Raw genomic sequence first — 26,768 nt, forward strand, 5'->3', positions numbered from 1 at the left:
CACTCTGAAGTTTTCTTGTATTGTTGCAGTAAAGATGGTGGAGCTATGCGGGATCGAACCGCAGACCTCCTGCGTGCAAAGCAGGCGCTCTCCCAGCTGAGCTATAGCCCCATCGTTTATGAATCTCCCTCAAATTCGCGGGACGAATTTGGTAGGCCTGAGTGGACTTGAACCACCGACCTCACCCTTATCAGGGGTGCGCTCTAACCACCTGAGCTACAAGCCTGCAGAGATTCTTTACTGCTATTTTTCATCAGACAATCTGTGTGAGCACTTCAAAGAACGTTTCTTTAAGGTAAGGAGGTGATCCAACCGCAGGTTCCCCTACGGTTACCTTGTTACGACTTCACCCCAGTCATGAATCACAAAGTGGTAAGCGCCCTCCCGAAGGTTAAGCTACTTACTTCTTTTGCAACCCACTCCCATGGTGTGACGGGCGGTGTGTACAAGGCCCGGGAACGTATTCACCGTAGCATTCTGATCTACGATTACTAGCGATTCCGACTTCATGGAGTCGAGTTGCAGACTCCAATCCGGACTACGACATACTTTATGAGGTCCGCTTGCTCTCGCGAGGTCGCTTCTCTTTGTATATGCCATTGTAGCACGTGTGTAGCCCTACTCGTAAGGGCCATGATGACTTGACGTCATCCCCACCTTCCTCCAGTTTATCACTGGCAGTCTCCTTTGAGTTCCCGGCCGAACCGCTGGCAACAAAGGATAAGGGTTGCGCTCGTTGCGGGACTTAACCCAACATTTCACAACACGAGCTGACGACAGCCATGCAGCACCTGTCTCAGAGTTCCCGAAGGCACCAAAGCATCTCTGCTAAGTTCTCTGGATGTCAAGAGTAGGTAAGGTTCTTCGCGTTGCATCGAATTAAACCACATGCTCCACCGCTTGTGCGGGCCCCCGTCAATTCATTTGAGTTTTAACCTTGCGGCCGTACTCCCCAGGCGGTCTATTTAACGCGTTAGCTCCGGAAGCCACTCCTCAAGGGAACAACCTCCAAATAGACATCGTTTACGGCGTGGACTACCAGGGTATCTAATCCTGTTTGCTCCCCACGCTTTCGCACCTGAGCGTCAGTCTTCGTCCAGGGGGCCGCCTTCGCCACCGGTATTCCTCCAGATCTCTACGCATTTCACCGCTACACCTGGAATTCTACCCCCTCTACGAGACTCAAGCTTGCCAGTTTCAAATGCAGTTCCCAGGTTGAGCCCGGGGATTTCACATCTGACTTAACAAACCGCCTGCGTGCGCTTTACGCCCAGTAATTCCGATTAACGCTTGCACCCTCCGTATTACCGCGGCTGCTGGCACGGAGTTAGCCGGTGCTTCTTCTGCGAGTAACGTCAATCACTAAGGTTATTAACCTTAATGCCTTCCTCCTCGCTGAAAGTACTTTACAACCCGAAGGCCTTCTTCATACACGCGGCATGGCTGCATCAGGCTTGCGCCCATTGTGCAATATTCCCCACTGCTGCCTCCCGTAGGAGTCTGGACCGTGTCTCAGTTCCAGTGTGGCTGGTCATCCTCTCAGACCAGCTAGGGATCGTCGCCTAGGTGAGCCGTTACCCCACCTACTAGCTAATCCCATCTGGGCACATCCGATGGTGTGAGGCCCGAAGGTCCCCCACTTTGGTCTTGCGACGTTATGCGGTATTAGCTACCGTTTCCAGTAGTTATCCCCCTCCATCGGGCAGTTTCCCAGACATTACTCACCCGTCCGCCACTCGTCACCCAAGAGCAAGCTCTCTGTGCTACCGTTCGACTTGCATGTGTTAGGCCTGCCGCCAGCGTTCAATCTGAGCCATGATCAAACTCTTCAATTTAAGTTTGATGCTCGTGAATTAAACTTCGTAATGAATTACGTGTTCACTCAGAGACTTGGTATTCATTTTTCGTCTTGCGACGTTAAGAATCCGTATCTTCGAGTGCCCACACAGATTGTCTGATAAATTGTTAAAGAGCAGTGCAACACGGCTTTCGCTCACTGTTGCGAGGTGGCGTATATTACGCTTTCCTCTTTCAGAGTCAAGCGTTTAATTTCGCTTTTCTCCGCCGAGATTCTCAGGAGAACCTCGCTGACCCGGCGGCTTGTAATCCGTTGTTCCGTGTCAGTGGAGGCGCATTATAGGGAGTTTATTCTGGCTGACAAGAGGGAAAATGCATTTTTCTTTCAACCGCTCACCTTTTCACCTTTTTGTCGATTATTTCCGCTTTTTGATGGCTGCAGGCAGGTCCGCCAGACTATTAATCACCCAATCTGCGGCTTTTTCGGCGTCTTCGGTGACCGGCTTACCGGTGCGCACCAATACTTTCGTGCCTACGCCCGCCGCAGCGGCTGCCTGCATATCTTCAACTTTATCGCCAACCATATAAGAAGAAGCCATATCAATGTGCAGATAGTCCTGTGCCGACTTCAGCATACCCGGATGCGGTTTACGGCAATCACACACCTGACGATACTCTTCTACTGTTCCCTGCGGATGATGCGGGCAATAATAGATACCGTCCAGATCGACACCGCGGTCGGCAAGCGACCAGTCCATCCATTCCGTCAGCGTTTCAAACTGCGCTTCGGTAAATTTCCCGCGAGCAATACCCGACTGGTTGGTCACCAGAACCAGGGCGTAGCCCATCTCTTTTAATTCACGCATCGCGTCAATGACGCCATCAATAAACTCAAACGCATCTATTTCATGAACGTAGCCATGATCGACATTAATCGTGCCATCACGATCGAGAAAAATAGCGGGTACGGACTTTGCCACCGTGTTGCTCCTGAATAAGGCATGTGTGCTTAGTATCGCATGTTTCGACAGGCAAGAAAGCGTCGATCGCATAAATCAGATTGATTTAGACGTCTAGATGCCTTAACATCCGTTTTGTTGACGGTCATCGCCCGTCCAGGGCAGAACAAAATGCCGCGGATAACTCCTAACCGATAATAAATAATCTAATGATTAAACTTTCGAATATCACCAAAGTGTTCCAGCAGGGCCACCGCACTATTCAGGCGTTAAACAACGTTAGCCTGCACGTGCCTGCGGGACAAATTTATGGCGTCATTGGCGCATCCGGTGCCGGTAAAAGTACGCTGATTCGCTGCGTTAACCTGCTCGAACGTCCTACTGATGGCAGCGTGCAGGTTGACGGCCAGGAACTGACGGCGCTGTCCGAATCGGCGCTGACAAAAGCTCGTCGCCAGATTGGCATGATTTTCCAGCACTTTAACCTGCTCTCTTCACGCACGGTATTTGGCAACGTTGCGCTGCCGCTCGAGCTCGACAACACCCCTAAAGATGAAGTGAAGCGTCGCGTCACTGAGCTGCTGGACCTCGTTGGTCTGAGCGATAAGCACGATAGCTACCCGGCAAACCTGTCCGGTGGTCAGAAGCAGCGCGTGGCGATTGCCCGTGCGTTAGCCAGTAACCCGAAAGTGCTGCTGTGCGATGAAGCCACCAGCGCGCTGGATCCGGCGACCACTCGCGCCATCCTCGAACTGCTGAAAGACATTAACCGCCGCCTGGGTCTGACGATTCTGCTCATCACTCATGAAATGGACGTGGTGAAGCGCATCTGTGACTGCGTGGCAGTCATCAGCAACGGCGAGCTTATCGAGCAGGATACGGTGAGCGAAGTCTTTTCTCATCCGAAAACGCCGCTGGCGCAGCAGTTTATTCAGTCCACGCTGCACCTCGATATTCCGGAAGATTATCAGGCGCGTCTTAAGGCGGAACCGTTCACCGACAGCGTACCGATGCTGCGGATGGAGTTTACCGGCCATTCGGTCGACGCTCCGCTGCTGTCGGAAACCGCACGCCGCTTTAACGTAAACAACAACATTATTAGCGCGCAGATGGATTACGCGGGCGGCGTGAAGTTCGGCATTATGCTGACTGAAATGCACGGCGCGCCAGAAGATACGCAGGCAGCCATCGCCTGGCTGCAGCAACACCATGTAAAAGTAGAGGTATTGGGTTATGTCTGAGGCCATGATGTGGTTACTGGCGCGCGGCGTCTGGGAAACGCTGGCCATGACGTTTGTGTCGGGCTTTTTCGGCTTTGTGATTGGTCTGCCGGTCGGCGTGCTTCTTTATACCACGCGTCCAGGGCAAATCATTGAGAATGGCAAGCTCTACCGCGTCCTCTCTGCGCTGGTGAATATCTTCCGTTCTATTCCGTTTATTATCCTGTTGGTATGGATGATCCCGTTTACCCGCGTGATCGTGGGCACATCCATCGGTCTGCAGGCGGCAATTGTCCCTCTGACGGTCGGCGCTGCGCCGTTTATCGCCCGCATGGTCGAGAACGCCCTGCTGGAAATCCCCACCGGGCTGATTGAAGCCTCCCGCGCAATGGGCGCGACGCCGATGCAGATCGTGCGTAAAGTCCTGCTGCCGGAAGCGCTGCCGGGCCTGGTGAACGCGGCAACCATTACCCTGATTACCCTGGTCGGCTACTCAGCGATGGGCGGTGCCGTTGGTGCCGGCGGTCTGGGGCAGATTGGCTATCAGTACGGCTACATTGGCTATAATGCGGTCGTAATGAATACAGTTCTGGTATTGCTGGTCGTTCTGGTTTATTTAATTCAACTATCTGGCGATCGTATCGTCCGGGCAGTCACTCATAAATAGCGTTACACACAACACAACTTAAAAGTTTAAGGAAATAAGCATGGCGTTCAATTTTAAAACCTTTGCGGCAGTTGGAGCCCTGATTGGTTCTCTGGCACTTGTTGGTTGCGGCCAGGACGAGAAAGATCCAAACCATATTAAAGTCGGCGTGATCGTCGGTGCGGAACAGCAGGTTGCTGAAGTCGCACAGAAAGTCGCGAAAGAAAAATACGGCCTGGACGTTGAACTGGTGACCTTCAACGACTACGTGCTGCCGAACGAAGCGCTGAGCAAAGGCGATATTGACGCCAACGCCTTCCAGCATAAACCGTACCTCGATCAGCAGATCAAAGACCGTGGCTACAAGCTGGTTTCCGTGGGTAACACCTTCGTGTATCCGATTGCTAGCTACTCTAAAAAAATCAAATCCCTGGACGAGCTGCAGCCGGGCTCCCAGATTGCAGTGCCTAACGACCCGACTAACCTCGGCCGTTCCCTGCTGCTGCTGCAAAAAGAAGGTCTGATCAAACTGAAAGACGGCGTTGGCCTGCTGCCGACCTCTCTGGACATCGTAGAGAACCCGAAAAACCTGAAGATTGTTGAACTGGAAGCGCCGCAGCTGCCGCGTTCCCTGGACGATGCGCAGATTGCGCTGGCCGTCATCAACACCACCTACGCTAGCCAGATCAACCTGACCCCGGCAAAAGACGGTATTTTCGTTGAAGGTAAAGACTCTCCGTACGTCAACATGATCGTGACTCGCGAAGACAACAAAGACGCGGAAAACGTGAAGAAATTCGTTCAGGCTTACCAGTCTGACGAAGTGTACGAAGCGGCGAACAAAATCTTTAACGGCGGTGCGGTTAAAGGCTGGTAATCGCCTTCCCCCTCCGCAGTATCTTTCAAGACGGGCGCATGCCCGTCTTGTCATTTATGCAAGCACCTGATTCAATAGCCCCCTGGTCTACCCTTTATAGAGGAATTACTATGCGTGCTTTACCGGTCTGTTTATTAGCACTCCTGTTAGGTGGCTGCTCCATGCTAAACAGATCTCCTGTTGAACCCGTTCAAAGCACAGCGACCCCCGTCAAAACGGAGACCGCGAAACCCAAAGCGCCGCGCGCGACGCCGGTACGCATTATTACCAACGCCGAGGATCTGGTCGGTAAACCGTTCCGCGACTTAGGCGAAGTGTCCGGTGACTCTTGCCAGGCAACTAACCAGGATTCACCGCCGAACATCCCAACGGCGCGCAAGCGTATGCAGATCAATGCCTCTAAAATGAAGGCAAACGCGGTACTGCTGCACAGCTGCGAAGTGACCAGCGGTGCTCCGGGCTGCTATCGTCAGGCGGTTTGCATCGGGTCGGCCCTCAACGTTAGCGCGAAATGAGCCACTTCTCCTTCGAGCAAATAGGCGTTATCCGCTCTCCTTATAAAGAGAAGTTTGCCGTGCCGCGTCAACCGGGCCTGGTCAAAAGCTGTAGCGGCGAGCTGCACCTGCTTGCCCCTTACAACCAGGCCGATGCCGTACGCGGCCTGGAAGACTTCAGTCACCTGTGGGTGCTGTTTGTCTTTCATCAAACGATGGAAGGCGGCTGGCGCCCGACGGTGCGTCCTCCCCGTCTCGGCGGCAACGCACGAATGGGCGTGTTTGCAACCCGCTCCACCTTCCGTCCCAACCCCATCGGGATGTCGCTGGTCGAACTGCGGGGCATTCGCTGCCATAAAGAGCATGTGATTCTCGAACTGGGCGGGCTGGATCTCGTCGACGGTACGCCGGTCGTTGATATCAAACCGTATCTGCCGTTTGCCGAGGCGCTACCCGACGCGCGTGCCAGCTATGCACAGGATGCGCCTCAGGCCGGCGTAAACGTCAGCTTCAGCGAAGACATTACCCAGCAGTTGCTCGGGCTGGAAACGCGCTACCCGCGCCTTCGCCAGTTTATTGCCGAAGTGCTGGCGCAGGACCCGCGTCCTGCCTATCGTAAAAATGAGGAAGAAGGCAAAACCTACGCCGTCTGGCTGCTGGACTTTAACGTCCGCTGGCGCGTCACGCCGTCAGGATTTGAGGTCTTTGCGCTGGAAGCCCGCTAATTTGCGTCGCGTACTCTTTTGACATCCCTTTCTCGCTGGTAAACTAAACCACTTTTGTTTTGTACCAGGCTCATCTGGAGCCTGTTCTGTCGTCCAACTGGAACCGTAACAACATGCGTACTAGCCAATACCTGCTCTCCACTCTGAAGGAGACGCCTGCCGACGCCGAAGTCATCAGCCACCAGCTGATGCTGCGCGCCGGGATGATCCGCAAGCTGGCCTCCGGGTTATATACCTGGCTGCCGACCGGCGTGCGCGTCCTGAAAAAAGTCGAAAACATCGTGCGTGAAGAGATGAACAACGCCGGTGCGATCGAGGTGTTAATGCCGGTGGTTCAGCCTTCCGAACTGTGGGAAGAGAGCGGCCGTTGGGAACAGTATGGCCCGGAGCTGCTGCGCATTGCTGACCGCGGTGACCGTTCTTTCGTTCTCGGCCCAACGCACGAAGAAGTCATCACCGACCTGATTCGTAACGAGCTGAGCTCTTACAAACAGCTGCCGCTGAACTTCTATCAGATCCAGACTAAATTCCGTGACGAAGTACGCCCGCGCTTTGGCGTGATGCGTTCGCGCGAATTCCTGATGAAAGATGCCTACTCTTTCCATACCTCTCAGGAATCGCTGCAGGAAACCTACGACGCCATGTACGCCGCGTACAGCAAAATCTTCAGCCGTATGGGTCTGGATTTCCGTGCGGTACAGGCTGACACCGGCTCCATCGGCGGCAATGCCTCTCATGAATTCCAGGTGCTGGCGCAGAGCGGCGAAGATGACGTGATCTTCTCTGACTCCTCCGACTACGCGGCCAACATTGAATTTGCCGAAGCGCTTGCACCGAAAGAACCGCGCGCGGCGGCGACCCAGGAAATGAGCCTGGTTGATACGCCAAACGCAAAAACCATCGCCGAGCTGGTTGAGCAGTTCAACCTGCCAATCGAAAAAACAGTGAAAACCCTGCTGGTGAAAGCGGTAGAAGACAGCAAGTCTCCGCTGATTGCCCTGCTGGTTCGCGGCGATCACGAGCTGAACGAAGTCAAAGCGGAAAAACTGCCGCAGGTTGCCAGCCCGCTGACCTTCGCGACCGAAGAAGAAATTCGTGCGCTGGTCAACGCAGGTCCGGGCTCTCTGGGCCCGGTCAATCTGCCGATTCCGGTTATCATCGACCGTACCGTTGCCGCAATGAGCGACTTTGCCGCCGGTGCGAACATCGACGGTAAGCACTACTTTGGCATCAACTGGGATCGCGACGTGGCGACGCCGGAAGTGGCAGACATCCGTAACGTGGTCGCCGGTGACCCGAGCCCGGATGGCAAAGGCACGCTGATGATCAAACGCGGCATCGAAGTCGGTCACATCTTCCAGCTGGGTACCAAGTACTCTGAAGCCATGAAGGCCTCGGTACAGGGCGAAGACGGGCGTAACCAGACGCTGACCATGGGCTGCTACGGTATCGGGGTGACTCGCGTGGTGGCGGCCGCTATTGAGCAGAACTTTGACGATCGCGGCATCGTATGGCCTGACGCCATCGCCCCGTTCCAGGTCGCCATTCTGCCAATGAACATGCACAAATCCTACCGTGTACAAGAGCTGGCGGAGAAACTGTACGCAGAGCTGCGCGCGCACGGAATTGACGTGTTGATGGACGACCGTAAAGAGCGTCCGGGCGTGATGTTCGCCGATATGGAACTGATCGGTATTCCGCACACCATCGTGCTGGGCGACCGTAACCTCGACAACGACGATATCGAATACAAATACCGTCGTAACGGCGAGAAACAGCTGATTAAAACCGGCGACATCGTCGATTATCTGCTGAAAGCGATTAAGGGCTAATCCGCTCGGTGCCCTCCCGAACCAGGCTTTAACGCCTGGTTCGGGCGACAAAAAAAGCCTCGCATTTGCGAGGCTTTTTTATGATAGCTGGCCGGATAAGGCGTTTACGCCGCCATCCGGCAAGCGGAACCAAATTGCCTGATGGCGCTACGCTTATCAGGCCTACAGATACCGTTATTTCACGCTGGTACAGTCTTTACCCGGCGAGAATGTCCCGGCTTTATCGGTCGCTAGCGTTTTGACCATCGCGCCGGTATCCGGGTTGTGCTCAAGGGTAAAGTGCCCCTCCACCACCAGCAGAATCGGCTGGCTACTGCTGCCCTGCGCCGCGGCATAATCGCGTTCCAGCTGGGCATTGTTGGCAACCGCCAGGCGCTGGCCTGTTGCACAGTCGGTGAACGTCGCCGCGTCCGCCATATAGAAGTACATGCCGCGCATCGCTATCGGCGTGGTCGGCAGGCTGGCCTTCGCGGGCTCCAGCGTATAGTTCAGCTTCGATTGGATCGGGTTACCTTGACGGTCAAGCATCTCCAGCTTTTCGCCTTTCACCCGATAGTACGATTTTTCGCCCTGGCTGTCGGTCAGGACCAGCTTGTCGGCAGTACGCGCCCAGGTACCGTAAGAACCAAATGACGACGGTTCGCGGCGCACGCCCTGATAGCGTTCATTCATGACCCAGGTACCGTCCTTCTCGAGGAACAGCGAGGTCTCAATGCCTTCGCAATCAGCGCATGGCAATACGCCGCGCCAGCTCTGCTGCATCGGCGTTAACTCCGCCTGCTGCGTCGGCTTGAGGGCAGTCACTTCCGAATGGTTACACCCGAACAGGCCGAACAGCATTCCCGTCGCCGCAATGGCTAATATCGCTTTTTTCACCCTCAATTCCTTATTGTTATTACATCCACGTCCGGCTTAGTAGCGAACTTTCCCGCGCAAGGACTTCACCGAAGATTTCTGCGCTTTTGAATTCAGCCGCCGCTCTTTTGACGCGCGGGTCGGGCGCGTGGGGCGTCGGCTTTTTTGTTCTGCGGTTAACGTCTGGATCACCGCCACCAGCCTGGCAAGCGCTGCTTCGCGATTCATCTCCTGGCTACGGTGCTCCTGCGCCTTAATGATAATCACACCATCAGCAGAAATTAAGTGATGGCTGGCCTCAAGCAAACGCGTTTTGTAATACTCTGGCAGGCTTGAGGCACGGATGTCAAAACGCAGGTGAATAGCCGTTGAGGTCTTATTCACATGCTGTCCGCCCGCGCCCTGCGCCCGGATAGCGGTGATTGTCAGCTCATCCTCCGGAATGCTCACCTGCCGGGAAAGCGTAATCATGCCGTGATTTGCCACGGCGTCAGATGAATTTCCAGATTATTCTGAGCATCAGATAGCCAGATTGCGCCTTCCTGAAGGGTCGCTTGCAGCGTCATCGTACGCTCGGCAAATGCGCTAAGCTTCGCCAGTTGTTCATCGTCGAGATACCAGATACTAAGGTTTTTAAAGCCTGCCATTTTGCTCTGATTCTGCTGCCACCAAATCTCTGCGGCACGACTATTATAGGTGAACAACACCACCTCTTGCGCCAGGCTACAGGCTTTTTTGATCCGCCGTTCGTCCGGCAGCCCCAGTTCAATCCACAGATCGATGCCCAGATGATCGTTACGCAGCCAGACCTCCGGTTCATCGTCAGAAGAGAGCCCGCGGGTAAACTGCAGCCGTTCATCGGCATACTTAATCCACGCCAGCAGGCGCAGCATCATACGCTCCTGGGTTTCGGACGGGTGGCGCGCGAGGGTTAAGGACGCGTCCAGGAACTGGCTACGGTCGATATCTGCGACGTTGACCACTGCTTTATAAATCGTTGCTTTCAGCGCCATGGCTAAACTCCTGCAAAAAATGGTGGTCATTGTAACGAAATCAACGCCAAAAGGCGCGCCTGCCGCCGCTCATCCCGCTGATATTGCTTAAATGAGTGTGATATAGTCACCTTGCTAAACAGAGATTATCTTCATAGGCTTAATTGAAGCGCTGACAGGAGGGCATGTGGGCAACTATTGTGAGTTGATTCGCCAACGCTACGCCGAAATTGCGAGCGGTGATTTAGGGTATATCCCGGATGCGCTAGGCTGTGTACTGAAAGTTTTGAACGACGTTGCGGCGGATGACGCCGTGTCGGAGTCAGTCAGGGAAAAAGCCGCGTACGCGGCGGCAAACTTACTGGTGAGCGATTATGTCAATGAATGATACTTATCAACCCATCAACTGTGATGACTATGACAACCTTGAGCTTGCCTGCCAGCACCACCTCGTCCTCTCTCTGCAACTGAAAGATGGCGAAGTACTGCAAGCCAAAGCCCACGATCTGCTCTCGCGTAAGAACGTGGAGTATCTGGTCGTCGACAACGCGGGAGAACAGCGCGAACTCCGTCTCGATCGGATTGCCAGCTTCAGCCACCCTCAGATCGGCACCGTGGTTGTCAGCGAGTCATAATAGCGAAACGGGCAGCTCAGCTGCCCGTTTTTTGCCAGCAAAACTGTAGCCCTTCTCCGCTTTCACGCTTCCCATCCAGCGTAACAAACCGCCCCGCAGCCGCAATCAATGTGTCACCATAAAACAGCAGCGGCGTGGTATCGCGCTGCCATGGCGGTACCTCGAGCTCTTGCCAGATTTTTTTCAGCTTGCGCCCGCCGTGACGACCAACAATATGCAGCATTCCGAGGGCTTTAAAGCGAATAGAAACCGGCTCGTCGGCGCGTGGAGGTCGAATCTCGCCCCCCGGGATCAGGCTCACTCGCCCAAGGCCGTCCGGCAAATCCAGCGGCTTATCGGGGCTGACCCAGGCTAACGTCGTTCCACTCTGCCCCTCATGCGCTTGCACCCACCACAGCTGCTGCTGAAAGCGGCGCACCTCAAAGTTCCCCAGACGTAGACGCGGTGCGGCATCTTCACGCGCTAACGCGACCTCCTGCCACAGCCGCGCCAGCATCTCGCGCGACGGCATCGCGGCACCATGGTGGGAAAGCCAGCGCCGCAGTAATGCCGCACGCTTTGGCCCGCTCATGTCGTATAGCGGATTAATCGCCAGCGCGCCCGTTTCTGAAAGCAGGTGAGCAAGCTCGTCGGCCAACAGTTCATCCAGCAGTTGCTCCTGCTCACCGCACAGCGCCGCACTCCGCGCCGCCGCGTCGGCAAAGTGCGGCCAGCGGGCATTCAGCAGCGGTAAAACGCGCAGACGCAGGAAGTTCCGATCGTAGGCATCATCCTGATTGCTCTCGTCCTCAATCCAACACAGCCCGTGCTGCTGCGCCCAGCCTAGCAGCGCAGCGCGGCTTTCATTCAGCAAAGGACGAATAAGTTGAGTACCGGCAAAGGCCGCGCGCCGCGGCATGGCCGACAGCCCGGCAGGCCCGCTGCCGCGCTTAAGCGCCAGCAGCAGCGTTTCACTCTGATCGTCCAGATGCTGCGCCGTCAGCAACACTTCTCCGGGCCGCAATGCCTCACGAAACGCCCGGTAGCGTGCCTCTCTGGCTTCGGCCTCGAGCCCTGCCCCTTGCCCGGTCAGCGTGACGCGGGTAACCGCCAGAGGCACCTGCCACTCGTCGCACACCCGTTGACAGTGTGCGACCCAGCTATCGGCGTGCGGGCTGATGCCGTGGTGAATATGAATGGCGCGCAGGGTAACGCCTGGGTTCTGTCGTTGCCAGCACACCAACTGATGTAACAAAACCGTTGAGTCCAGCCCGCCGCTAAATGCCACCAGAAACTGGCGATGGGGGGAAAGCTGCTGTTCGAGAGAAGATGGCGTCATCGTTATCGTGTCGTGAAAAGTCTCGCCCGGCACGTTACCGGGCCGGACGGTCGCTGGCAAGCCTTACTGCTGGTAGAGTTCCAGCGGCAGGCCGTCAGGATCGGTGAAAAAGGTAAAGCGCTTGCCGGTGTACGGATCGACGCGAATCGCCTCACAGGCAACCCCGTGCGCCTCCAGATGCGCCACCGAAGCGTCGATATCCGCAACGCTAAAGGCCAGATGGCGCAGCCCGCAGGCCTCCGGGCGGCTGGGCCGCGCGGGCGGGAACGGGAAAGAAAACAGCTCAATCACGTACTGGCCGTTTAGCGCGAGATCACCCTTCCACGAATCGCGCGCTTCTCGATACACCTCGCTTTGCAGGGTAAAGCCGAGAATATTGCAGTAGAAAGCCTTACTTTTCGCGTAGTCGGTGCCAATAATCGCAATGTGATGAATCTGTTTTAGTCCCAGCATCCTGTCTCTCCGTTAACCGTTTCTCAGCACGTTACCCGCGCCGGGCGTTATCGCGCAAGCCCCTGACTCTCTTTTAGGACTCTCACCCGGTAGACCCCGTTTTCATCGCGTTTTGCTCCGTGGATATCGGTTTCAAAGCCCGGATAATGTCGCCCGATCGAACAGAGCATCAGCAGGAAATCGAGCACCGATCGGCTCTGTTCGGTGATCATCTCACCCGGCATCAGCAACGGCACGCCCGGCGGGTACGGCAGGATCATATTGGCCGAGATACGCCCCACCAGATCTTCCAGCGCAACGGTTTCGACGTCGCCTTTGATTTGCCGCTGCCACGCGCGGTGCGGCGTGAGCTTCATTTCCGGCAGCACGTCAAAGGCGCGCAGCATCAGGCGCGGCAGGTCGTGCTGACGAATCAGACGGTGGATCCCCTGAGCCAGATCCTGAATACGCATATTGCGATAAAAATCAGGATCTTCAGCATAAAGATCCGGCAGCATATTCTTCACCCGCAGATTGAGATCGTAAGCGCGTTTAAACTCCGTCAGCCCGCGCAGCAGCCCCATTGCCCGGGTTTTATCAATCCCAATGCTGAACAAGAACAGCAGGTTATACGGCCCCGTTTTCTCGACCACCACGCCGTGCTCATCAAGGTATTTCGCCACCAGCGCCGCCGGGATCCCCTCATCGCTCATATTGCCCTGTTCATCCATCCCCGGCGTCAGAATCGTGACTTTTACCGGATCGAGGAACATATGGTCGGCATCCGCATCGCTGAAACCGTGCCAGTCTTCCCCTGGCGATACCGGCCAGCACTCGGCCTGATCTATCTGCTCGGGCTGCCAGATATCAAAGAACCAGCTGTCGGACTCTTCACGCAGCCGCTGTACCTCTTTACGGAAATGCAGCGCGCGCTCTACCGAGCGGTTAATCAGCCTTTTACCCGGGTTGCCGCGCAGCATCGCCGCAGCCGTCTCGATCGAAGCGACGATCGGGTAACTTGGCGAGGTAGAGGTATGCATCATAAAGGCTTCGTTAAAGGTGTCTTCGTCGTAGTCGCCCTTGATGTGAATTAACGACGCCTGCGATAGCGCCGCCAGCATCTTGTGGGTCGACTGGGTTTCGAAGAACACTTTCCCCGGCACGCGATCGCCGCTCATGCCGCTTTTCCCCTGGTAAATGGGATGAAAGTGGGTGTACGGTACCCAGGCCGAGTCAAAGTGAATCGACGGCACGTCGAGCGTCTGTTTGATCCAATTGGTGTTATACAGCAGCCCGTCATAGGTCGAGTTGGTGATCACGGCGTGCACCGGCCACTGCGCGCCGTCGGTCGTATTGACCTTTTGCTGCAGGCTATCGCGAGTAAACTCACGCTTGGGGATACCGCCAAGGATACCCAGCGCGTTACGCGTCGGTTTCAGCCACAGCGGCACCACGTCGCTCATCATCAGCAGGTGCGCTAACGACTTGTGACAATTACGGTCAATCAACAGCGTACTGCCGCTCGGCGCCGCATACATCCCAACGATTTTGTTCGACGTTGAGGTACCGTTCGTCACCATATAGCTTTGCTCGGCGCCAAAGGTGCGGGCAATGTACTCCTCCGCCTCGAGGTGCGGGCCGGTGTGATCCAACAGGGAACCCAGCTCCGTCACCGAAATCGACACGTCGGCTTTCAGCGTATTGGCACCGAAGAAATCATAAAACAGGCAGCCTACCGGGCTTTTTTGATAGGCCGTTCCCGCCATGTGCCCCGGCGTACAGAAAGTGTACTTGCCTTCTGTCACATAGGTGAACAGCGCTTTGGTAAACGGCGGCGTAATGTTATCCAGGTATTCGTTGGTGTACTGGCGAATACGCGTCGCGATATCGTCAGCCTGACCCAGCGCATACTCAAAGAACCACAGCGCCATGCGCATGTCGTGTGCGCTGACGTCCATCGTCGAATGGTTATTGATAAAGGCATAAAGCGGTAGATATTCATTGAGCTGATTAATCTCACCGCACAGATCGACGCTGTATTCATCCCAGTCAAAAATCACCCCACAGATACGCGGGTTGTGCTCGATAAACTTCAGCAGGTCGGCACTATTTTGCGGCCAGATAATTTTGAAGCCTTGCGCCAACAGCGCCTGTTCCAGCTCCTTGATGGGCTCATCTTTGTAGTAGACGCCGTGCGGCCCCATAATGGCGATAATATTCATGCGTTCCTCCTGGAAATTCTGTACCTATCATAGCGCAGCTAGAACGAGGGGAATAAAAAAGGGCCACAAACTGTGGCCCTTTTCAGGAACGTCTTACGAATGGCTTACGCGTAACCGTAGCTCATCAGGCGCTGATAGCGACGGTTCAGCAGATCTTCTTTGCTCAGCACATCGAGATCGGCCAGGTCAGCCAGCAGCTGTGCTTTCAGCGAGGCCGCCATCACTTCCGGGTTACGATGGGCGCCACCCAGCGGTTCCGGGATGATGGAGTCAATCAGCTTCAGCTCTTTCAGACGCGGGGCGATGATGCCCATCGCTTCTGCGGCCAGCGGCGCTTTGTCGGCGCTTTTCCACAGAATAGAGGCGCAGCCTTCCGGAGAGATAACGGAATAGGTGCTGTACTGCAGCATATTCACTTTATCGCCCACACCAATTGCCAGCGCGCCGCCGGAGCCACCCTCACCGATAACGGTACAGATAACCGGCACGCTCAGGCGTGACATTTCGCGCAGGTTGCGGGCAATCGCTTCAGACTGGCCGCGCTCTTCTGCGCCGACGCCCGGGTAAGCCCCTGGAGTGTCGATGAAGGTCACAATCGGCATGTTGAAGCGTTCCGCCATTTCCATCAGGCGCAGCGCTTTACGGTAGCCTTCCGGTGCCGGCATGCCGAAGTTACGACGGATTTTTTCTTTAGTTTCACGGCCTTTCTGATGACCAATGATCATCACCGGGCGACCGTCCAGGCGTGCGATACCACCAACGATAGCTTTATCGTCAGCATAGGCGCGATCGCCGGCCAGTTCGTCAAACTCATCAAACGCCAGACGGACATAATCCAGGGTGTACGGGCGCTGCGGATGGCGCGCCAGTTGGGCTACCTGCCATGCGCCGAGATCGGCAAAGATTTTGCGCGTCAGCTCTACGCTTTTTTCACGCAGACGATGCACTTCTTCGTCGATATTAATATCCAGTTTCTCATCCTGACGGCTAACCGCAGTCAAAGAATCGATTTTCGCTTCCAGCTCTGCAATCGGCTGTTCAAAATCAAGGAAATTCAGACTCATAGTATTCCTGTATTAGTCAAACTCCAGTTCCACCTGCTCCGAACCGATGAGGCCACGCAGATCGTTGAGTAAACGATCGCTCGGAGAGACACGCCAGGTTGCACCGAAACGCAACCGCGCACGTGCATCCGCCCTCTGATAGTAGAGATGTACTGGAATGGTTCCCGAACGATGGGGTTCCAGAGACTGACGGAGTCGGTTTAAAAGCTGGTCATCAATTTGCCTGTCCGTCAGCGAGATAGCAAGCCCGCGAGCGTATTTTTCCCGGGCTTCGTCAATGTCCATCACTTCGCGGGCCATCATTTTAAGGCCGCCGCTGAAGTCATCAAAGCTGACCTGTCCGCTGACGATAAGTATGCGGTCTTTTTCCAGCAGGTGCTGGTATTTTTCCAGCGCCTCGGAGAACAGCATGACCTCCAGGCGTCCGGAACGGTCATCCAGCGTACAGATGCCGATACGATTGCCGCGCTTGGTGACCATAACCCTCGCGGCAATCACGAGCCCCGCGGCCGTGGTCACTTTCCCACGTTCCGTCGGATGCATGTCTTTGAGTCGATACCCGCCGACATAGCGCTCAATTTCTTTTAAATACTGGTTGATCGGATGCCCCGTCAGGTACAGACCTAACGTTTCGCGCTCACCGTCTAAAACGACCTGCTCTGGCCATGGCTGGCAGTTGGCGTAGGATTGCTCGACCTGCTCCGGCTCTTCCGCCAGCACGCCGAACATATCAGCCTGGCCAATCGCTTCCGCTTTCGCGTGCTGATCCGCCGCCTTTAACGCGTCGGCGAGCGAATTCATCAGCGCGGCGCGATGCGGACCAAGCCTATCGAACGCGCCGGACATAATCAGCTTTTCCAGCACCCGGCGGTTGAGCTTTTTGGTGTCGGTACGTGCGCAAAGGTCGAAAAGCTCGCGGAAATAGCCGCCGTTGTTACGCGCTTCGATGATGGCTTCAATCGGGCCTTCACCGACGCCCTTAATGGCGCCGATACCATACACGATTTCCCCGTCATGATTCACGTGGAAATGATATAAACCTGAATTGATATCTGGCGGCAATATTTTCAGCCCCATGCGCCAGCATTCGTCGACCAGGCCGACCACCTTCTCGGTGTTGTCCATATCGGCAGTCATTACCGCCGCCATAAACTCGGCCGGATAGTGCGCCTTCAGCCATAGCGTCTGGTAAGACACCAGCGCATAAGCCGCAGAGTGCGATTTGTTAAACCCGTAACCGGCGAATTTCTCCACCAGGTCAAAGATTTTCATCGCCAGTTCGCCATCAACGCCGTTCTTTTTCGCCCCTTCTTCAAAGGCACCGCGCTGCTTGGCCATCTCTTCCGGCTTTTTCTTACCCATCGCACGACGCAGCATGTCCGCGCCGCCGAGGGTATAGCCGGAAAGCACCTGGGCAATCTGCATCACCTGTTCCTGGTACAGGATAATGCCGTAGGTTGGCTCCAGTACCGGCTTCAGGCTTTCGTGCTGCCACTGCACGTCCGGATAAGAGATCTCTTCGCGGCCGTGTTTACGGTCGATAAAGTTATCAACCATCCCCGACTGCAGCGGGCCCGGACGGAACAGGGCCACCAGCGCGATCATATCTTCGAAGCAGTCAGGCTGCAGGCGCTTAATCAGATCCTTCATGCCGCGCGATTCAAGCTGGAAGACCGCCGTGGTTTCCGAGCGTTGCAGCATGTCGAAGCTTTTCTTATCGTCGAGCGGAATAGCCGCGATATCCAGCGGCGGCTCGCCGTTGCGCTCGCGGCGGGCGTTAATCATTTCCAGCGCCCAGTTGATGATGGTAAGCGTACGCAGGCCGAGGAAGTCGAACTTCACCAGCCCGGCGTATTCCACGTCGTTCTTATCAAACTGGGTAACCGGATGCAGACCTTGCTCATCGCAGTATAGCGGCGCAAAGTCGGTAATTTTGGTCGGCGCAATCACCACGCCACCGGCGTGTTTACCGGCGTTACGGGTGACCCCTTCAAGCTTACGCGCCATGTCGATGAGCGCGCGCACCTCTTCATCCGCTTCGTAGATTTCCGGCAACTGCGGTTCGGCTTCGAAGGCTTTCGCCAGCGTCATACCCGGATCGGGCGGCACCAGCTTAGAGATGCGGTCGACGAAACCGTACGGGTGGCCCAGAACGCGGCCCACATCGCGAATCACCGCTTTCGCCGCCATGGTACCGAAGGTAATAATCTGCGATACCGCATCGCGGCCGTACATTTCGGCCACGTGCTCGATCACCTGATCGCGCTTCTCCATGCAGAAGTCGACGTCGAAGTCGGGCATCGAGACACGTTCCGGGTTAAGGAAGCGTTCGAACAGCAGGTCAAGCTCCAGCGGGTCGAGATCGGTAATTTTCAGGGCATAAGCCACCAGTGAGCCTGCACCGGAACCACGGCCCGGCCCTACCGGCACGCCGTTATCCTTCGACCACTGGATGAACTCCATCACGATCAGGAAGTAACCCGGGAAGCCCATCTGGTTGATCACCTGGAGCTCAATATCCAGACGCTCGTCGTATTCCGGACGGCGCTTGGCGCGTACTTCCGGATCCGGGAACAGGAACGCCAGGCGTTCTTCCAGCCCCTCTTTTGACTTCGCGACGAGAAAGTCTTCGGTGGTCATATCGCCGGTCGGGAACTGCGGCAAGAAGTACTCGCCGAGACGCACCGTCACGTTACAACGTTTGGCAATCTCAACGGTGTTTTCCAGCGCTTCCGGAATGTCCGAGAACAGCTCGCACATCTCTTCTTCGCTGCGCATATACTGCTGCGCGGAGTAGTTGCGTGGGCGCTTAGGATCGTCGAGGGTAAAGCCATCGTGGATTGCAACGCGAATCTCGTGCGCGTCAAAATCACCGGGTTCCAGGAACCGCACATCGTTGGTCGCCACGACCGGCAGGCCACGCGTTTCCGCCAGCTCCACCGCCGCATGCAGGTATGACTCTTCATCCTGGCGACCGGTACGAATCAGCTCGAGGAAATAACAGTTTGGGAAATGTTCTTCATAAAAACCAACGCACTGCTCCACCAGCGCCATATTACCGCGCAGCAGGGCACGCCCGACGTCACCCATACGACCGCCGGACAGCAAAATGAGCCCCTCTTTCAGCTCAAGTAGCCAGTCACGATCGATGATCGGGCCAGCCGCGCCGTATCCGCGCTGGTAGGCTTTGGAAATCAGCAGCGTCAGGTTCTGGTAGCCGGTATTATTGGCCGCCAGCACCGTTAAATGGGTCAGCTCATCGCCGAACAGTTCGCTCTGCACGTTAAAATCGGCGCCGACAATCGGTTTGATTCCCGCGCCGTGGCCCGCTCCGTAGAACTTCACCAGGCCGCAGAGGTTGGTAAAATCGGTAATCGCCAGCGCAGGCATGCCTAACGAGGCCGCCTTTTTCACCAGCGGCCCGGTTTTTGCCAGCCCATCGATCATGGAGTAGTCGCTATGCACCCGCAGGTGCACGAAACGTGGTTCAGCCATCTTTAGATTCCGGTTTACTTATTCTCGACGCACGAATCAGGACACGAGTCCCAGCGCGCGTTTGACGGGAGCAAAGCTGCGTCGGTGATGCTCGGTCGCGCCATATTGCGCAAGCTTTTCCAGATGAAAAGCGGTTGGATAACCCTTGTGCTGGGCAAAGCCGTACTGCGGGAACACCGTGTCCAGCTCGGCCATTTCGGCGTCACGCGTCACTTTAGCGAGGATAGACGCTGCGCTAATTTCCGCCACCCTGCTATCGCCCTTCACCACCGCCATGGAGGGCATCGGCAACGCCGGACAGCGGTTGCCGTCGATAAGTACGTATTCCGGCACAATAGACAGCCCGGCGACCGCACGCTGCATAGCCAACATGGTGGCATGCAGAATATTAAGCTCGTCAATTTCGTGCGGCTCTGCGCGGCCAAGGCTCCAGCACAGCGCCTTCTCTTTGATTTCATCGAACAGCGCCAGACGGCGCTTTTCACTGAGTTTTTTCGAGTCGTTGAGACCCTCAATCGGACGAGACGGATCGAGGATGACCGCCGCCGTCACTACCGCGCCGACCAGCGGGCCGCGCCCGACTTCATCCACACCCGCCACGAGATGGGTATGGGGATATTCAAATTCAATCATCGTGCTAACTCCAGCACCGCGTCTGCCGCCTGTTCGTCCGCGTTGCAGCGAATTTGCAGATGCAGTTCACGGAACGTATCGTGCATCGCGTGGCTGGTTTTGCCGTTGGCCAGCAGCGGCTGTAGCGCTTCGGCTAACAGCGTTGGCTGACACTCATCCTGCAGCAGTTCTTTAACCAGCTCACGCCCCGCCAGCAGGTTAGGCAGCGAGACATAGTCGGTCTTCACCAGCCGTTTAGCCAGCCAGAAGGTGAACGGTTTCATCCGATAGCCCACCACCATCGGGCATTTTGCCAGCATGCATTCAAGCGCCGCCGTGCCAGAGGCCAGCAGCGCCGCATCGCTGGCGATCATCGCCTCACGCGCCATGCCGTCGAGCATGCGCACCGCGAGATCGGGGGCCACTTCCGCTTTGATTCGCTCGAATTGTTCGCGACGCTTCGCGTTAACCAACGGTACGACGACTTCAAGGTCGGGATACTGCTGACGCAGCAGCTGCGCGGTCTTTAAGAAATCTGCGCTGAGCATCTCCACTTCGGCACCGCGACTACCCGGCAGCATGGCCAGACAGTGAACGTCGTGGGCGATCCCCAGCGTATCCCGCGCGGCATTTTTATCCGGATCCAGCGGCATGGCGTCGGCCATGGTGTGGCCGATAAAGCGGCACGGGACGTTAAATTTGTCGTAAAACGCTTTTTCAAAAGGCAGAAATGCGAGCACCAGATCGGTGGCTCTGCCAATTTTGAAGACGCGTTTCTGGCGCCAGGCCCATACGGACGGGCTGACGTAGTGGATCGTTTTGATCCCCTGCTTCTTGAGGTTACCTTCAAGCGTGATGTTGAAATCGGGGGCATCAATGCCGACAAAGACGTCGGGCTTGAGGTCGGTAAAGCGCTGAGTCAGATCGGCACGAATGTGCAGCAAACGACGCAGTCGCCCCAGCACTTCGACGATACCCATCACCGCCAGCTCTTCCATTTCGTACCAGGCTTCACAGCCTTCGGCCTGCATACGCGGACCGGCCACGCCGACAAAGCGCGCGTCAGGAACGCGCGCTTTGAGGGCGCGAATGAGGCCTGCACCAAGAATATCGCCGGAGGTTTCTCCGGCGACCAGGGCAATCGTCAGGGGACGCTGTTCAGTCATTAACGAATCAGGCCGCGCGTAGAGCGGGCGAAGAAATCGCTAAACGGCTGAACTTCCGGGTACTGCTTCGCCAGCTCGGCGATTTCCGGCTTCACTTCGTCCAGCGTTTTACCACTGCGGTACAAGGCTTTATAGGCATTGCGGATCGCGGTGATCGCTTCGCGGCTGAAGCCACGACGCTTCAGGCCTTCGATGTTGACGCCAAACGGCGTCGCGTGGTTGCCCTGGGCAATAACGTACGGCGGAACGTCCTGAGCAACGCCAGAACAGCCGCCAACCATCACGTGCGCACCGATAATGCAGAACTGGTGCACCGCGGTCATGCCGCCGATGATCACGAAATCATCCAGCGAAACGTGGCCCGCGAGGGTGGCGTTATTGGCCAGAATACAGCGATCGCCGACCGTACAATCGTGCGCCACGTGGGCGTTGATCATCAGCAGGTTATCGCTGCCCACCTTCGTCAATCCACCGCCCTGTACTGTGCCGCGATGAATGGTGACGCTTTCGCGAATGCGGTTGCGATCGCCAATTTCCACGCGAGTCGGTTCACCAGCGTATTTCAGATCCTGGTTAACTTCCCCGATAGAAGCGAACTGATAGATCTCGTTATCACGACCAATTTTGGTATGACCGTTAACCACAACGTGAGACTTCAGTACGGTACCTTCGCCGATTTCGACGTCAGGACCCACAATACAAAACGGGCCAATGTGAACGTTAGCGCCAATAACGGCGCCCTCTTCCACAATGGCGGTAGGATGGATAAAGGCGGTTTTATCAATCACAGATTAGGACTCCCGGCTACGCGCACACATCATTGTTGCTTCGCAAACCACTTTACCGTCGACCAGCGCAACGCCTTTAAAGCGAGTCAGGCCACGGCGGGTTTTCTCGAAGGTGACTTCCATAATCATTTGATCGCCTGGCACGACAGGACGCTTGAAGCGCGCTTCATCAATGCCTGCAAAATAGTACAGTTCGCCTGGCTCCAGTTTACCAACGCTTTTAAACGCCAGAATGCCGGTTGCCTGCGCCATCGCTTCCAGAATCAGCACGCCCGGTAAAATCGGTTTGCCAGGGAAGTGGCCCTGGAAAAACGGCTCATTTACGGAAACATTTTTCACTGCGCGCAGAAAACGACCTTCTTCAAAATCCAGCACGCGGTCTACCAGTAAGAACGGGTAACGGTGCGGCAGAAGTTCTAAAATCTCTTCAATGTGCAGAGTATGAGTGTCAGTTGTCAAAATACTCTTCCTGTCAAAATATACTAAGGGGCAATAATAACACGGCCTGCCGGATTACAAGAATGCCGACAGGCCGGAAAGTATCATGCGATACGGATGAAAATTAGTCTTGATTATCAAGCTTGCGTTCAACGGCTTTGAGACGCTTGCTCATTTCATCAATATTCATCACCAGTGCGGCCGTTTTGCGCCATGCCTTATTCGGCTGGAGCGGGATACCGGACGAGTATACGCCAGGCTCGGAAATGGGACGCATAACCATGCCCATACCGGTTACGGTAACCTTGTCGCAAATTTCCATATGGCCGTTAATCACGCTGGCGCCGCCAATCATGCAGTAACGACCAATTTTCAGGCTACCGGCCATAATCACGCCGCCTGCGACCGCGGTATTGTCACCAATCACCACGTTGTGCGCAATCTGGCACTGGTTATCAATGATAACACCGTTGCCGATCTGCGTGTCGTCAAGCGCGCCGCGGTCGATCGTCGTACAGGCGCCGATCTCCACGCGATCGCCAATGATCACGCGGCCAAGCTGCGGGATCTTCACCCAGTTGCCGCGATCGTTGGCATAGCCGAAGCCATCAGAACCGATGACGGTGCTGGATTGGATCAGGCAATTCTCGCCGATCTCGACTTCGTGGTAAATGGTCACGTTCGCCCACAGGCGAGAGCCCGCACCAATTTTTGTTTTTTTACCGACGAAACACCCCGCCCCAATCACGACGTTATCGCCCAGCACAACGTCTGACTCAATCACCGCGTTCGCGCCGATAGAGACGTTATGACCGAGCGTGGCCGACGGACTGACAACCGCGCTCGGGGCGATATCCTGCGCCGGCTGCGGCGTGGTATCTAAAATCTGAGCCATGCGTGCGTAGGTCAGGTAGGGGTTCTTCACTACCAGCGCAGCGCCTTTGGCAAAAGGCAGTAAATCTTGCGTCAGGACAATCGCCGACGCTTCACAAGCGGACAGGTGTTCACGGTACTTGGGGTTAACCAGGAACGTGATATGACCCGCCTTAGCGGATTGCATGGACGCGACAGCGGTGATGACGATATCGCCATCACCGTGTAATTCCGCATCCAACTGCTGAGCTAAGTCAGCCAGTCGAATTGAAGGCATTACTTATTTAACCTGTTTCAGTACATCAGCGGTGATGTCTTTAACATCGCTGCTGTTGAATGCAACGGCGTTAGCGTCAACCACCAGGTCGATACTCTGGCTAGCAGCAACGGATTTCACAGCAGTCTGGATACGAGTAACCAGTTTGCCACGTTCTTCGTTGGTACGACGCTGACGGTCCTGTTCAAAGGACTGTGCTTTCTGGGAGAAAGTCTGACGCTGGGAAGAGATGTCTTTTTCCAGCTTGGTGCGATCGGCGCCAGCTTTCATAGACTGCAGACGCTGCATTTTAGACTGCAGGTCACCTTCCATACGCTGAAGTTCGCCAGCGCGGCCTTTGAATTCGTTTTCCAGGGTGCTGGAAACGCCGGTTTTCTGTGCAACTTGCTGGAACAGGCTACCCATATTAACAATTGCAATTTTGTCTGCTGCCTGAGCAGATGCGGCCATTGCTAAACCCAGACCTGCTGCGACTAACCACTTTTTCACAATAATACTCCTTACCATCCCATACGTACCCGAAGGTACTGTTCTTTTGGTGGCCGAAGCCACCTGACGCTATCGCCTTATGCCAGCAAACTACACTGAACCCGCATTCCTTTGCAAAGAGCAATTACCAGGTTTTACCAATGTTAAACTGGAACTGCTCCGATTTGTCTCCATCGTATTTTTTATACGGTTGGGCGTAGGAGAAGACCAACGGCCCCAATGGCGACATCCATTGTAATGCGATGCCCGCGGACATACGGATATTGCTCGGGTCGCTGTAGTCAGGAACGCCAGCAGCCTTCATCGTCGCCGTATTCTGCCAGTTGGTATCCCAAACGGTACCCATATCCCAGAAGAACGACGTACGTACCGAGTTCGCGTACTTATCGCTGATAAACGGCGTTGGTACGATCAGCTCCAGGCTGGCCACGCCCATGGCGTTACCGCCGACGGCGTCATCAGACTTACAGTAGCCGCCGGACTGATCGCAGTTATCCAGGCCAGACGCGCCGTAGTAAACCGCTTTCGGGCCGATGGTGTTGGACTGGAAGCCACGCACGGTGCTTGAACCACCGGCATAGAAGTTCTCATAGAACGGCAGCTCTTTGCCGCCCAGACCGTCACCGTAACCCCACTTGGTACGGCCCAGCACGACCCACTGATGATCGTCATCAATCGGGAAGTAGGACGCCGTATCCAGCGTAACCTTGTAGAACTCGTTATCGGAGCCCGGGATAGTCACTTTACCGTTCAGGTTGACACGTGAACCGTCCGTCGGGAAGTAGCCGCGGTCGAGTTTGTTATATGTCCAACCGTAGTTGAAGGTGAAGTCGTTCGCCGAGAAGCCGTTATTATCGCTGGTCGTACCGGCCGTCTGGCCGATGGAGTCCAGATAACGCCACATCGCCACCTGCGGTTCCATATTGGACAGGTCGTTGTGGACGTAGCCCAGACCCGCACGCAGTGAGTTGTATTCGTTAATCGGGAAGCCCAGCGTACCGTCGACACCATAGCTTTTGTTGGTATAGGACGACAGGTCAGCATCATCTGCTTTAAAGTCATTGTAGAAGACGCGACCGCCAAGGCTAACGCCATCAACCGTAAAGTACGGGTTGGTCACAGAAAGCTCGGTGTAGGTCTGGTAGTCGTTCTTGGTACCGTTGATACCCACAGAGTAACCGGTACCTAACCAGTTATCCTGCTGAACGCCCGCCTGGAAGCTCACGCCGCTTTCCGTACCGTAGCCGATACCGAAGTTGAAGCTACCGGTGTTACGTTCTTTCACCTTGTAGACGACGTCTACCTGGTCCGGGCTACCCGGCACGCGCTGGGTTTCGGTATCGACGGTTTCGAAGAAGCCCAGACGGTTCAGACGGTCTTTACCCTGGTCAACCAGGTCGCCGCCGAGCCATGCCCCTTCCATCTGACGCATTTCGCGACGCAGGACGGCATCTTTCGAGGTGTCGTTGCCGACGAAGCGAATGTTACGCACGTAGAAACGGTTGCCGGCATCAACGTTGATGTGCAGCTTAACGGTTTTATCCGTGTCGTTGATTTCTGGCTGGGACTGAACGCGCGGGTACGCGTAGCCGTAGCGACCAAGAAGTTTCTTAATGTTATCTTCCATTTTGGTCACTTTCGCGCCGTTATACAGCTCGCCCGGCTCGATTTTGGTCAGGCTCTCAATTTCCGCCGAGTGCCCTGCCAGATTCCCGGTCACCTGTACGCCAGACAGTTTGTACTGGTCGCCTTCGGTGATGTTCACGGTGATGTAGATGCCTTTTTTATCCGGCGTCAGGCTCACCTGAGTGGAATCGATGTTGAAACGGGCGTAGCCGCGATCCAGATAGTAGCTGCGCAGGGTTTCAAGGTCACCCGACAGCTTCTGTTTCTGATATTTACGATCGCCGACCACGTTCCACCACGGCACTTCATCGCGCAGCTGGAACGTGGAGATCAGATCTTCGGTTTTGAACGCATGGTTACCGACGATGTTGATCTGTTGGATCTGGGCGGAAACGCCTTCCTGGAACACCAGCTTCAGATCGACGCGGTTACGCGGCAGCGGAGTGACAACCGCCTTCACGCTCGCGCTGTACTTACCGACGCTGTAGTAGAAATCTTCCAGCCCTTTCTCGATATCGGAAAGCGTGGTGCGGTCGAGAGATTCACCGACGCGAACGCCAGAGGCTTCCAGGTTTTGCTTGAGCATGTCATCTTTCACCGACTTATTGCCGGAGAAGGTGATGCTTGCAATCGTTGGACGCTCTTTGACCTGCACCAGCAACACATCGCCGTCTCTCAGGACACGAACATCCTCAAAGTTGCCCGTCGCAAACAGGGCGCGAATGGTGTTACTGATGTCGTCATCAGTGACGGTATCGCCAGGACGTACTGGCATACTGAGAAGGGCCGCACCAACAGCGACACGCTGCAAGCCTTCGAAATGAATGTCCTTCACCACGAACCCGTCAGCACCGTATACGGTCGCGCTGCTAAACAGCAGCGACGCTATAAGCAACTTTTTCATCGCCATCGTTATTATGCGTTCTTCCTAACTAA

At 55.6% G+C, this 26,768-nt stretch carries 24 protein-coding genes, 2 tRNA genes and 1 rRNA gene; 8 read left to right on the top strand and 19 right to left on the bottom strand.

Annotation, left to right across the window (positions count from 1 at the left end):
• Positions 1-35: 35 nt before the first annotated feature.
• From H7R76_RS19130 to gmhB, 4 genes are all read right to left on the bottom strand, one after another.
• Positions 36-111, bottom strand: a tRNA-Ala gene (locus H7R76_RS19130).
• A 38-nt stretch (positions 112-149) separates the two neighbouring features.
• Positions 150-226: transfer RNA gene (locus tag H7R76_RS19135), tRNA-Ile, on the bottom strand.
• Between the two features lie 70 nt (positions 227-296).
• A 16S ribosomal RNA gene (locus tag H7R76_RS19140) occupies positions 297-1,835 on the bottom strand.
• Between the two features lie 378 nt (positions 1,836-2,213).
• Complete coding sequence (gene gmhB / locus H7R76_RS19145) at positions 2,214-2,777, bottom strand: D-glycero-beta-D-manno-heptose 1,7-bisphosphate 7-phosphatase (RefSeq protein WP_106925619.1); 564 nt, start codon at positions 2,775-2,777, stop codon at positions 2,214-2,216.
• A 188-nt stretch (positions 2,778-2,965) separates the two neighbouring features.
• Between gmhB and metN the strand changes: the two genes are divergently transcribed.
• The 6 genes from metN (at position 2,966) to proS (ending at position 8,550) form a co-directional block, all read left to right on the top strand.
• A complete protein-coding gene (gene metN, locus H7R76_RS19150) occupies positions 2,966-3,997 on the top strand; it encodes a methionine ABC transporter ATP-binding protein MetN (protein ID WP_106925617.1) in 1,032 nt (343 codons plus the stop codon).
• On the top strand, positions 3,990-4,643 hold the full coding sequence (locus H7R76_RS19155) for a methionine ABC transporter permease MetI (RefSeq protein WP_106925615.1): 654 nt from the start codon (positions 3,990-3,992) through the stop codon (positions 4,641-4,643). The genes metN and H7R76_RS19155 overlap by 8 nt, the downstream gene beginning before the upstream one ends.
• A gap of 40 nt (positions 4,644-4,683) precedes the next feature.
• Positions 4,684-5,499, top strand: coding sequence for a methionine ABC transporter substrate-binding lipoprotein MetQ (gene metQ / locus H7R76_RS19160; RefSeq protein ID WP_182966145.1), 816 nt, complete (start codon positions 4,684-4,686; stop codon positions 5,497-5,499).
• Positions 5,500-5,609: 110 nt separating this feature from the next.
• A complete protein-coding gene (rcsF, locus tag H7R76_RS19165) occupies positions 5,610-6,014 on the top strand; it encodes an envelope stress sensor lipoprotein RcsF (protein ID WP_106925610.1) in 405 nt (134 codons plus the stop codon).
• A complete protein-coding gene (gene tsaA, locus H7R76_RS19170; RefSeq protein WP_106925608.1) occupies positions 6,011-6,718 on the top strand; it encodes a tRNA (N6-threonylcarbamoyladenosine(37)-N6)-methyltransferase TrmO in 708 nt (235 codons plus the stop codon). The genes rcsF and tsaA overlap by 4 nt, the downstream gene beginning before the upstream one ends.
• A gap of 113 nt (positions 6,719-6,831) precedes the next feature.
• On the top strand, positions 6,832-8,550 hold the full coding sequence (gene proS, locus H7R76_RS19175) for a proline--tRNA ligase (RefSeq protein ID WP_106925606.1): 1,719 nt from the start codon (positions 6,832-6,834) through the stop codon (positions 8,548-8,550).
• 174 nt (positions 8,551-8,724) lie between these two features.
• Here proS and nlpE read toward each other — a convergent pair whose 3' ends face one another.
• Genes nlpE through H7R76_RS19190 form a run of 3 tightly spaced genes read right to left on the bottom strand, consistent with a single transcriptional unit; the run spans position 8,725 to position 10,418 of the window.
• Positions 8,725-9,426, bottom strand: a complete 702-nt coding sequence (nlpE, locus tag H7R76_RS19180) for an envelope stress response activation lipoprotein NlpE (RefSeq protein ID WP_182966147.1) — start codon at positions 9,424-9,426, stop codon at positions 8,725-8,727.
• A gap of 36 nt (positions 9,427-9,462) precedes the next feature.
• The gene (gene arfB / locus H7R76_RS19185; protein ID WP_106925602.1) at positions 9,463-9,876 is read right to left on the bottom strand and encodes an alternative ribosome rescue aminoacyl-tRNA hydrolase ArfB; all 414 of its coding nucleotides are present in this window, start codon (positions 9,874-9,876) and stop codon (positions 9,463-9,465) included.
• The gene (locus H7R76_RS19190; protein WP_182966149.1) at positions 9,873-10,418 is read right to left on the bottom strand and encodes a YaeQ family protein; all 546 of its coding nucleotides are present in this window, start codon (positions 10,416-10,418) and stop codon (positions 9,873-9,875) included. Before H7R76_RS19190 ends, arfB begins: the two co-directional genes overlap by 4 nt.
• A 166-nt stretch (positions 10,419-10,584) precedes the next feature.
• On the opposite strand from H7R76_RS19190, the gene H7R76_RS19195 reads away from it, so the two are divergent.
• A complete protein-coding gene (locus H7R76_RS19195; RefSeq protein WP_106925598.1) occupies positions 10,585-10,785 on the top strand; it encodes a YaeP family protein in 201 nt (66 codons plus the stop codon).
• Positions 10,772-11,032 (top strand): Rho-binding antiterminator, encoded by a 261-nt coding sequence (rof, locus tag H7R76_RS19200; RefSeq protein WP_106925596.1) that lies wholly within the window; start codon positions 10,772-10,774, stop codon positions 11,030-11,032. The genes H7R76_RS19195 and rof overlap by 14 nt, the downstream gene beginning before the upstream one ends.
• A 16-nt stretch (positions 11,033-11,048) precedes the next feature.
• Here rof and tilS read toward each other — a convergent pair whose 3' ends face one another.
• The 12 genes from tilS to bamA form a co-directional block, all read right to left on the bottom strand.
• Positions 11,049-12,350 (bottom strand): tRNA lysidine(34) synthetase TilS, encoded by a 1,302-nt coding sequence (gene tilS, locus H7R76_RS19205; RefSeq protein ID WP_182968041.1) that lies wholly within the window; start codon positions 12,348-12,350, stop codon positions 11,049-11,051.
• Positions 12,351-12,413: 63 nt separating this feature from the next.
• Positions 12,414-12,803, bottom strand: a complete 390-nt coding sequence (locus tag H7R76_RS19210; RefSeq protein WP_106925594.1) for a VOC family protein — start codon at positions 12,801-12,803, stop codon at positions 12,414-12,416.
• A 47-nt stretch (positions 12,804-12,850) separates the two neighbouring features.
• On the bottom strand, positions 12,851-15,004 hold the full coding sequence (locus H7R76_RS19215) for a lysine decarboxylase LdcC (protein ID WP_182929428.1): 2,154 nt from the start codon (positions 15,002-15,004) through the stop codon (positions 12,851-12,853).
• Positions 15,005-15,108: 104 nt separating this feature from the next.
• Positions 15,109-16,068: an acetyl-CoA carboxylase carboxyl transferase subunit alpha gene (gene accA / locus H7R76_RS19220; protein ID WP_106925590.1), complete on the bottom strand. Its 960-nt coding sequence runs from the start codon at positions 16,066-16,068 to the stop codon at positions 15,109-15,111.
• Positions 16,069-16,080: 12 nt separating this feature from the next.
• On the bottom strand, positions 16,081-19,563 hold the full coding sequence (gene dnaE / locus H7R76_RS19225) for a DNA polymerase III subunit alpha (protein WP_182966151.1): 3,483 nt from the start codon (positions 19,561-19,563) through the stop codon (positions 16,081-16,083).
• A gap of 36 nt (positions 19,564-19,599) precedes the next feature.
• A complete protein-coding gene (rnhB, locus tag H7R76_RS19230) occupies positions 19,600-20,196 on the bottom strand; it encodes a ribonuclease HII (protein WP_182966153.1) in 597 nt (198 codons plus the stop codon).
• Entirely contained in the window at positions 20,193-21,341 is a 1,149-nt protein-coding gene (gene lpxB, locus H7R76_RS19235; protein WP_106925584.1) for a lipid-A-disaccharide synthase, read from the bottom strand. Before lpxB ends, rnhB begins: the two co-directional genes overlap by 4 nt.
• Positions 21,341-22,129: an acyl-ACP--UDP-N-acetylglucosamine O-acyltransferase gene (lpxA, locus tag H7R76_RS19240; RefSeq protein ID WP_106925582.1), complete on the bottom strand. Its 789-nt coding sequence runs from the start codon at positions 22,127-22,129 to the stop codon at positions 21,341-21,343. Before lpxA ends, lpxB begins: the two co-directional genes overlap by 1 nt.
• A 3-nt stretch (positions 22,130-22,132) precedes the next feature.
• The gene (gene fabZ / locus H7R76_RS19245) at positions 22,133-22,588 is read right to left on the bottom strand and encodes a 3-hydroxyacyl-ACP dehydratase FabZ (RefSeq protein ID WP_052285413.1); all 456 of its coding nucleotides are present in this window, start codon (positions 22,586-22,588) and stop codon (positions 22,133-22,135) included.
• A gap of 103 nt (positions 22,589-22,691) precedes the next feature.
• Positions 22,692-23,717, bottom strand: coding sequence for a UDP-3-O-(3-hydroxymyristoyl)glucosamine N-acyltransferase (lpxD, locus tag H7R76_RS19250; RefSeq protein ID WP_106925580.1), 1,026 nt, complete (start codon positions 23,715-23,717; stop codon positions 22,692-22,694).
• Positions 23,718-23,720: 3 nt separating this feature from the next.
• Positions 23,721-24,206, bottom strand: a complete 486-nt coding sequence (skp, locus tag H7R76_RS19255; protein WP_106925578.1) for a molecular chaperone Skp — start codon at positions 24,204-24,206, stop codon at positions 23,721-23,723.
• A 124-nt stretch (positions 24,207-24,330) separates the two neighbouring features.
• Positions 24,331-26,742: an outer membrane protein assembly factor BamA gene (bamA, locus tag H7R76_RS19260; RefSeq protein WP_106925576.1), complete on the bottom strand. Its 2,412-nt coding sequence runs from the start codon at positions 26,740-26,742 to the stop codon at positions 24,331-24,333.
• Between the last annotated feature and the right edge of the window lie 26 nt (positions 26,743-26,768).

The organism is Klebsiella sp. WP8-S18-ESBL-06, from assembly GCF_014169755.1.
Lineage (GTDB): Bacteria > Pseudomonadota > Gammaproteobacteria > Enterobacterales > Enterobacteriaceae > Kluyvera > Kluyvera ascorbata_B.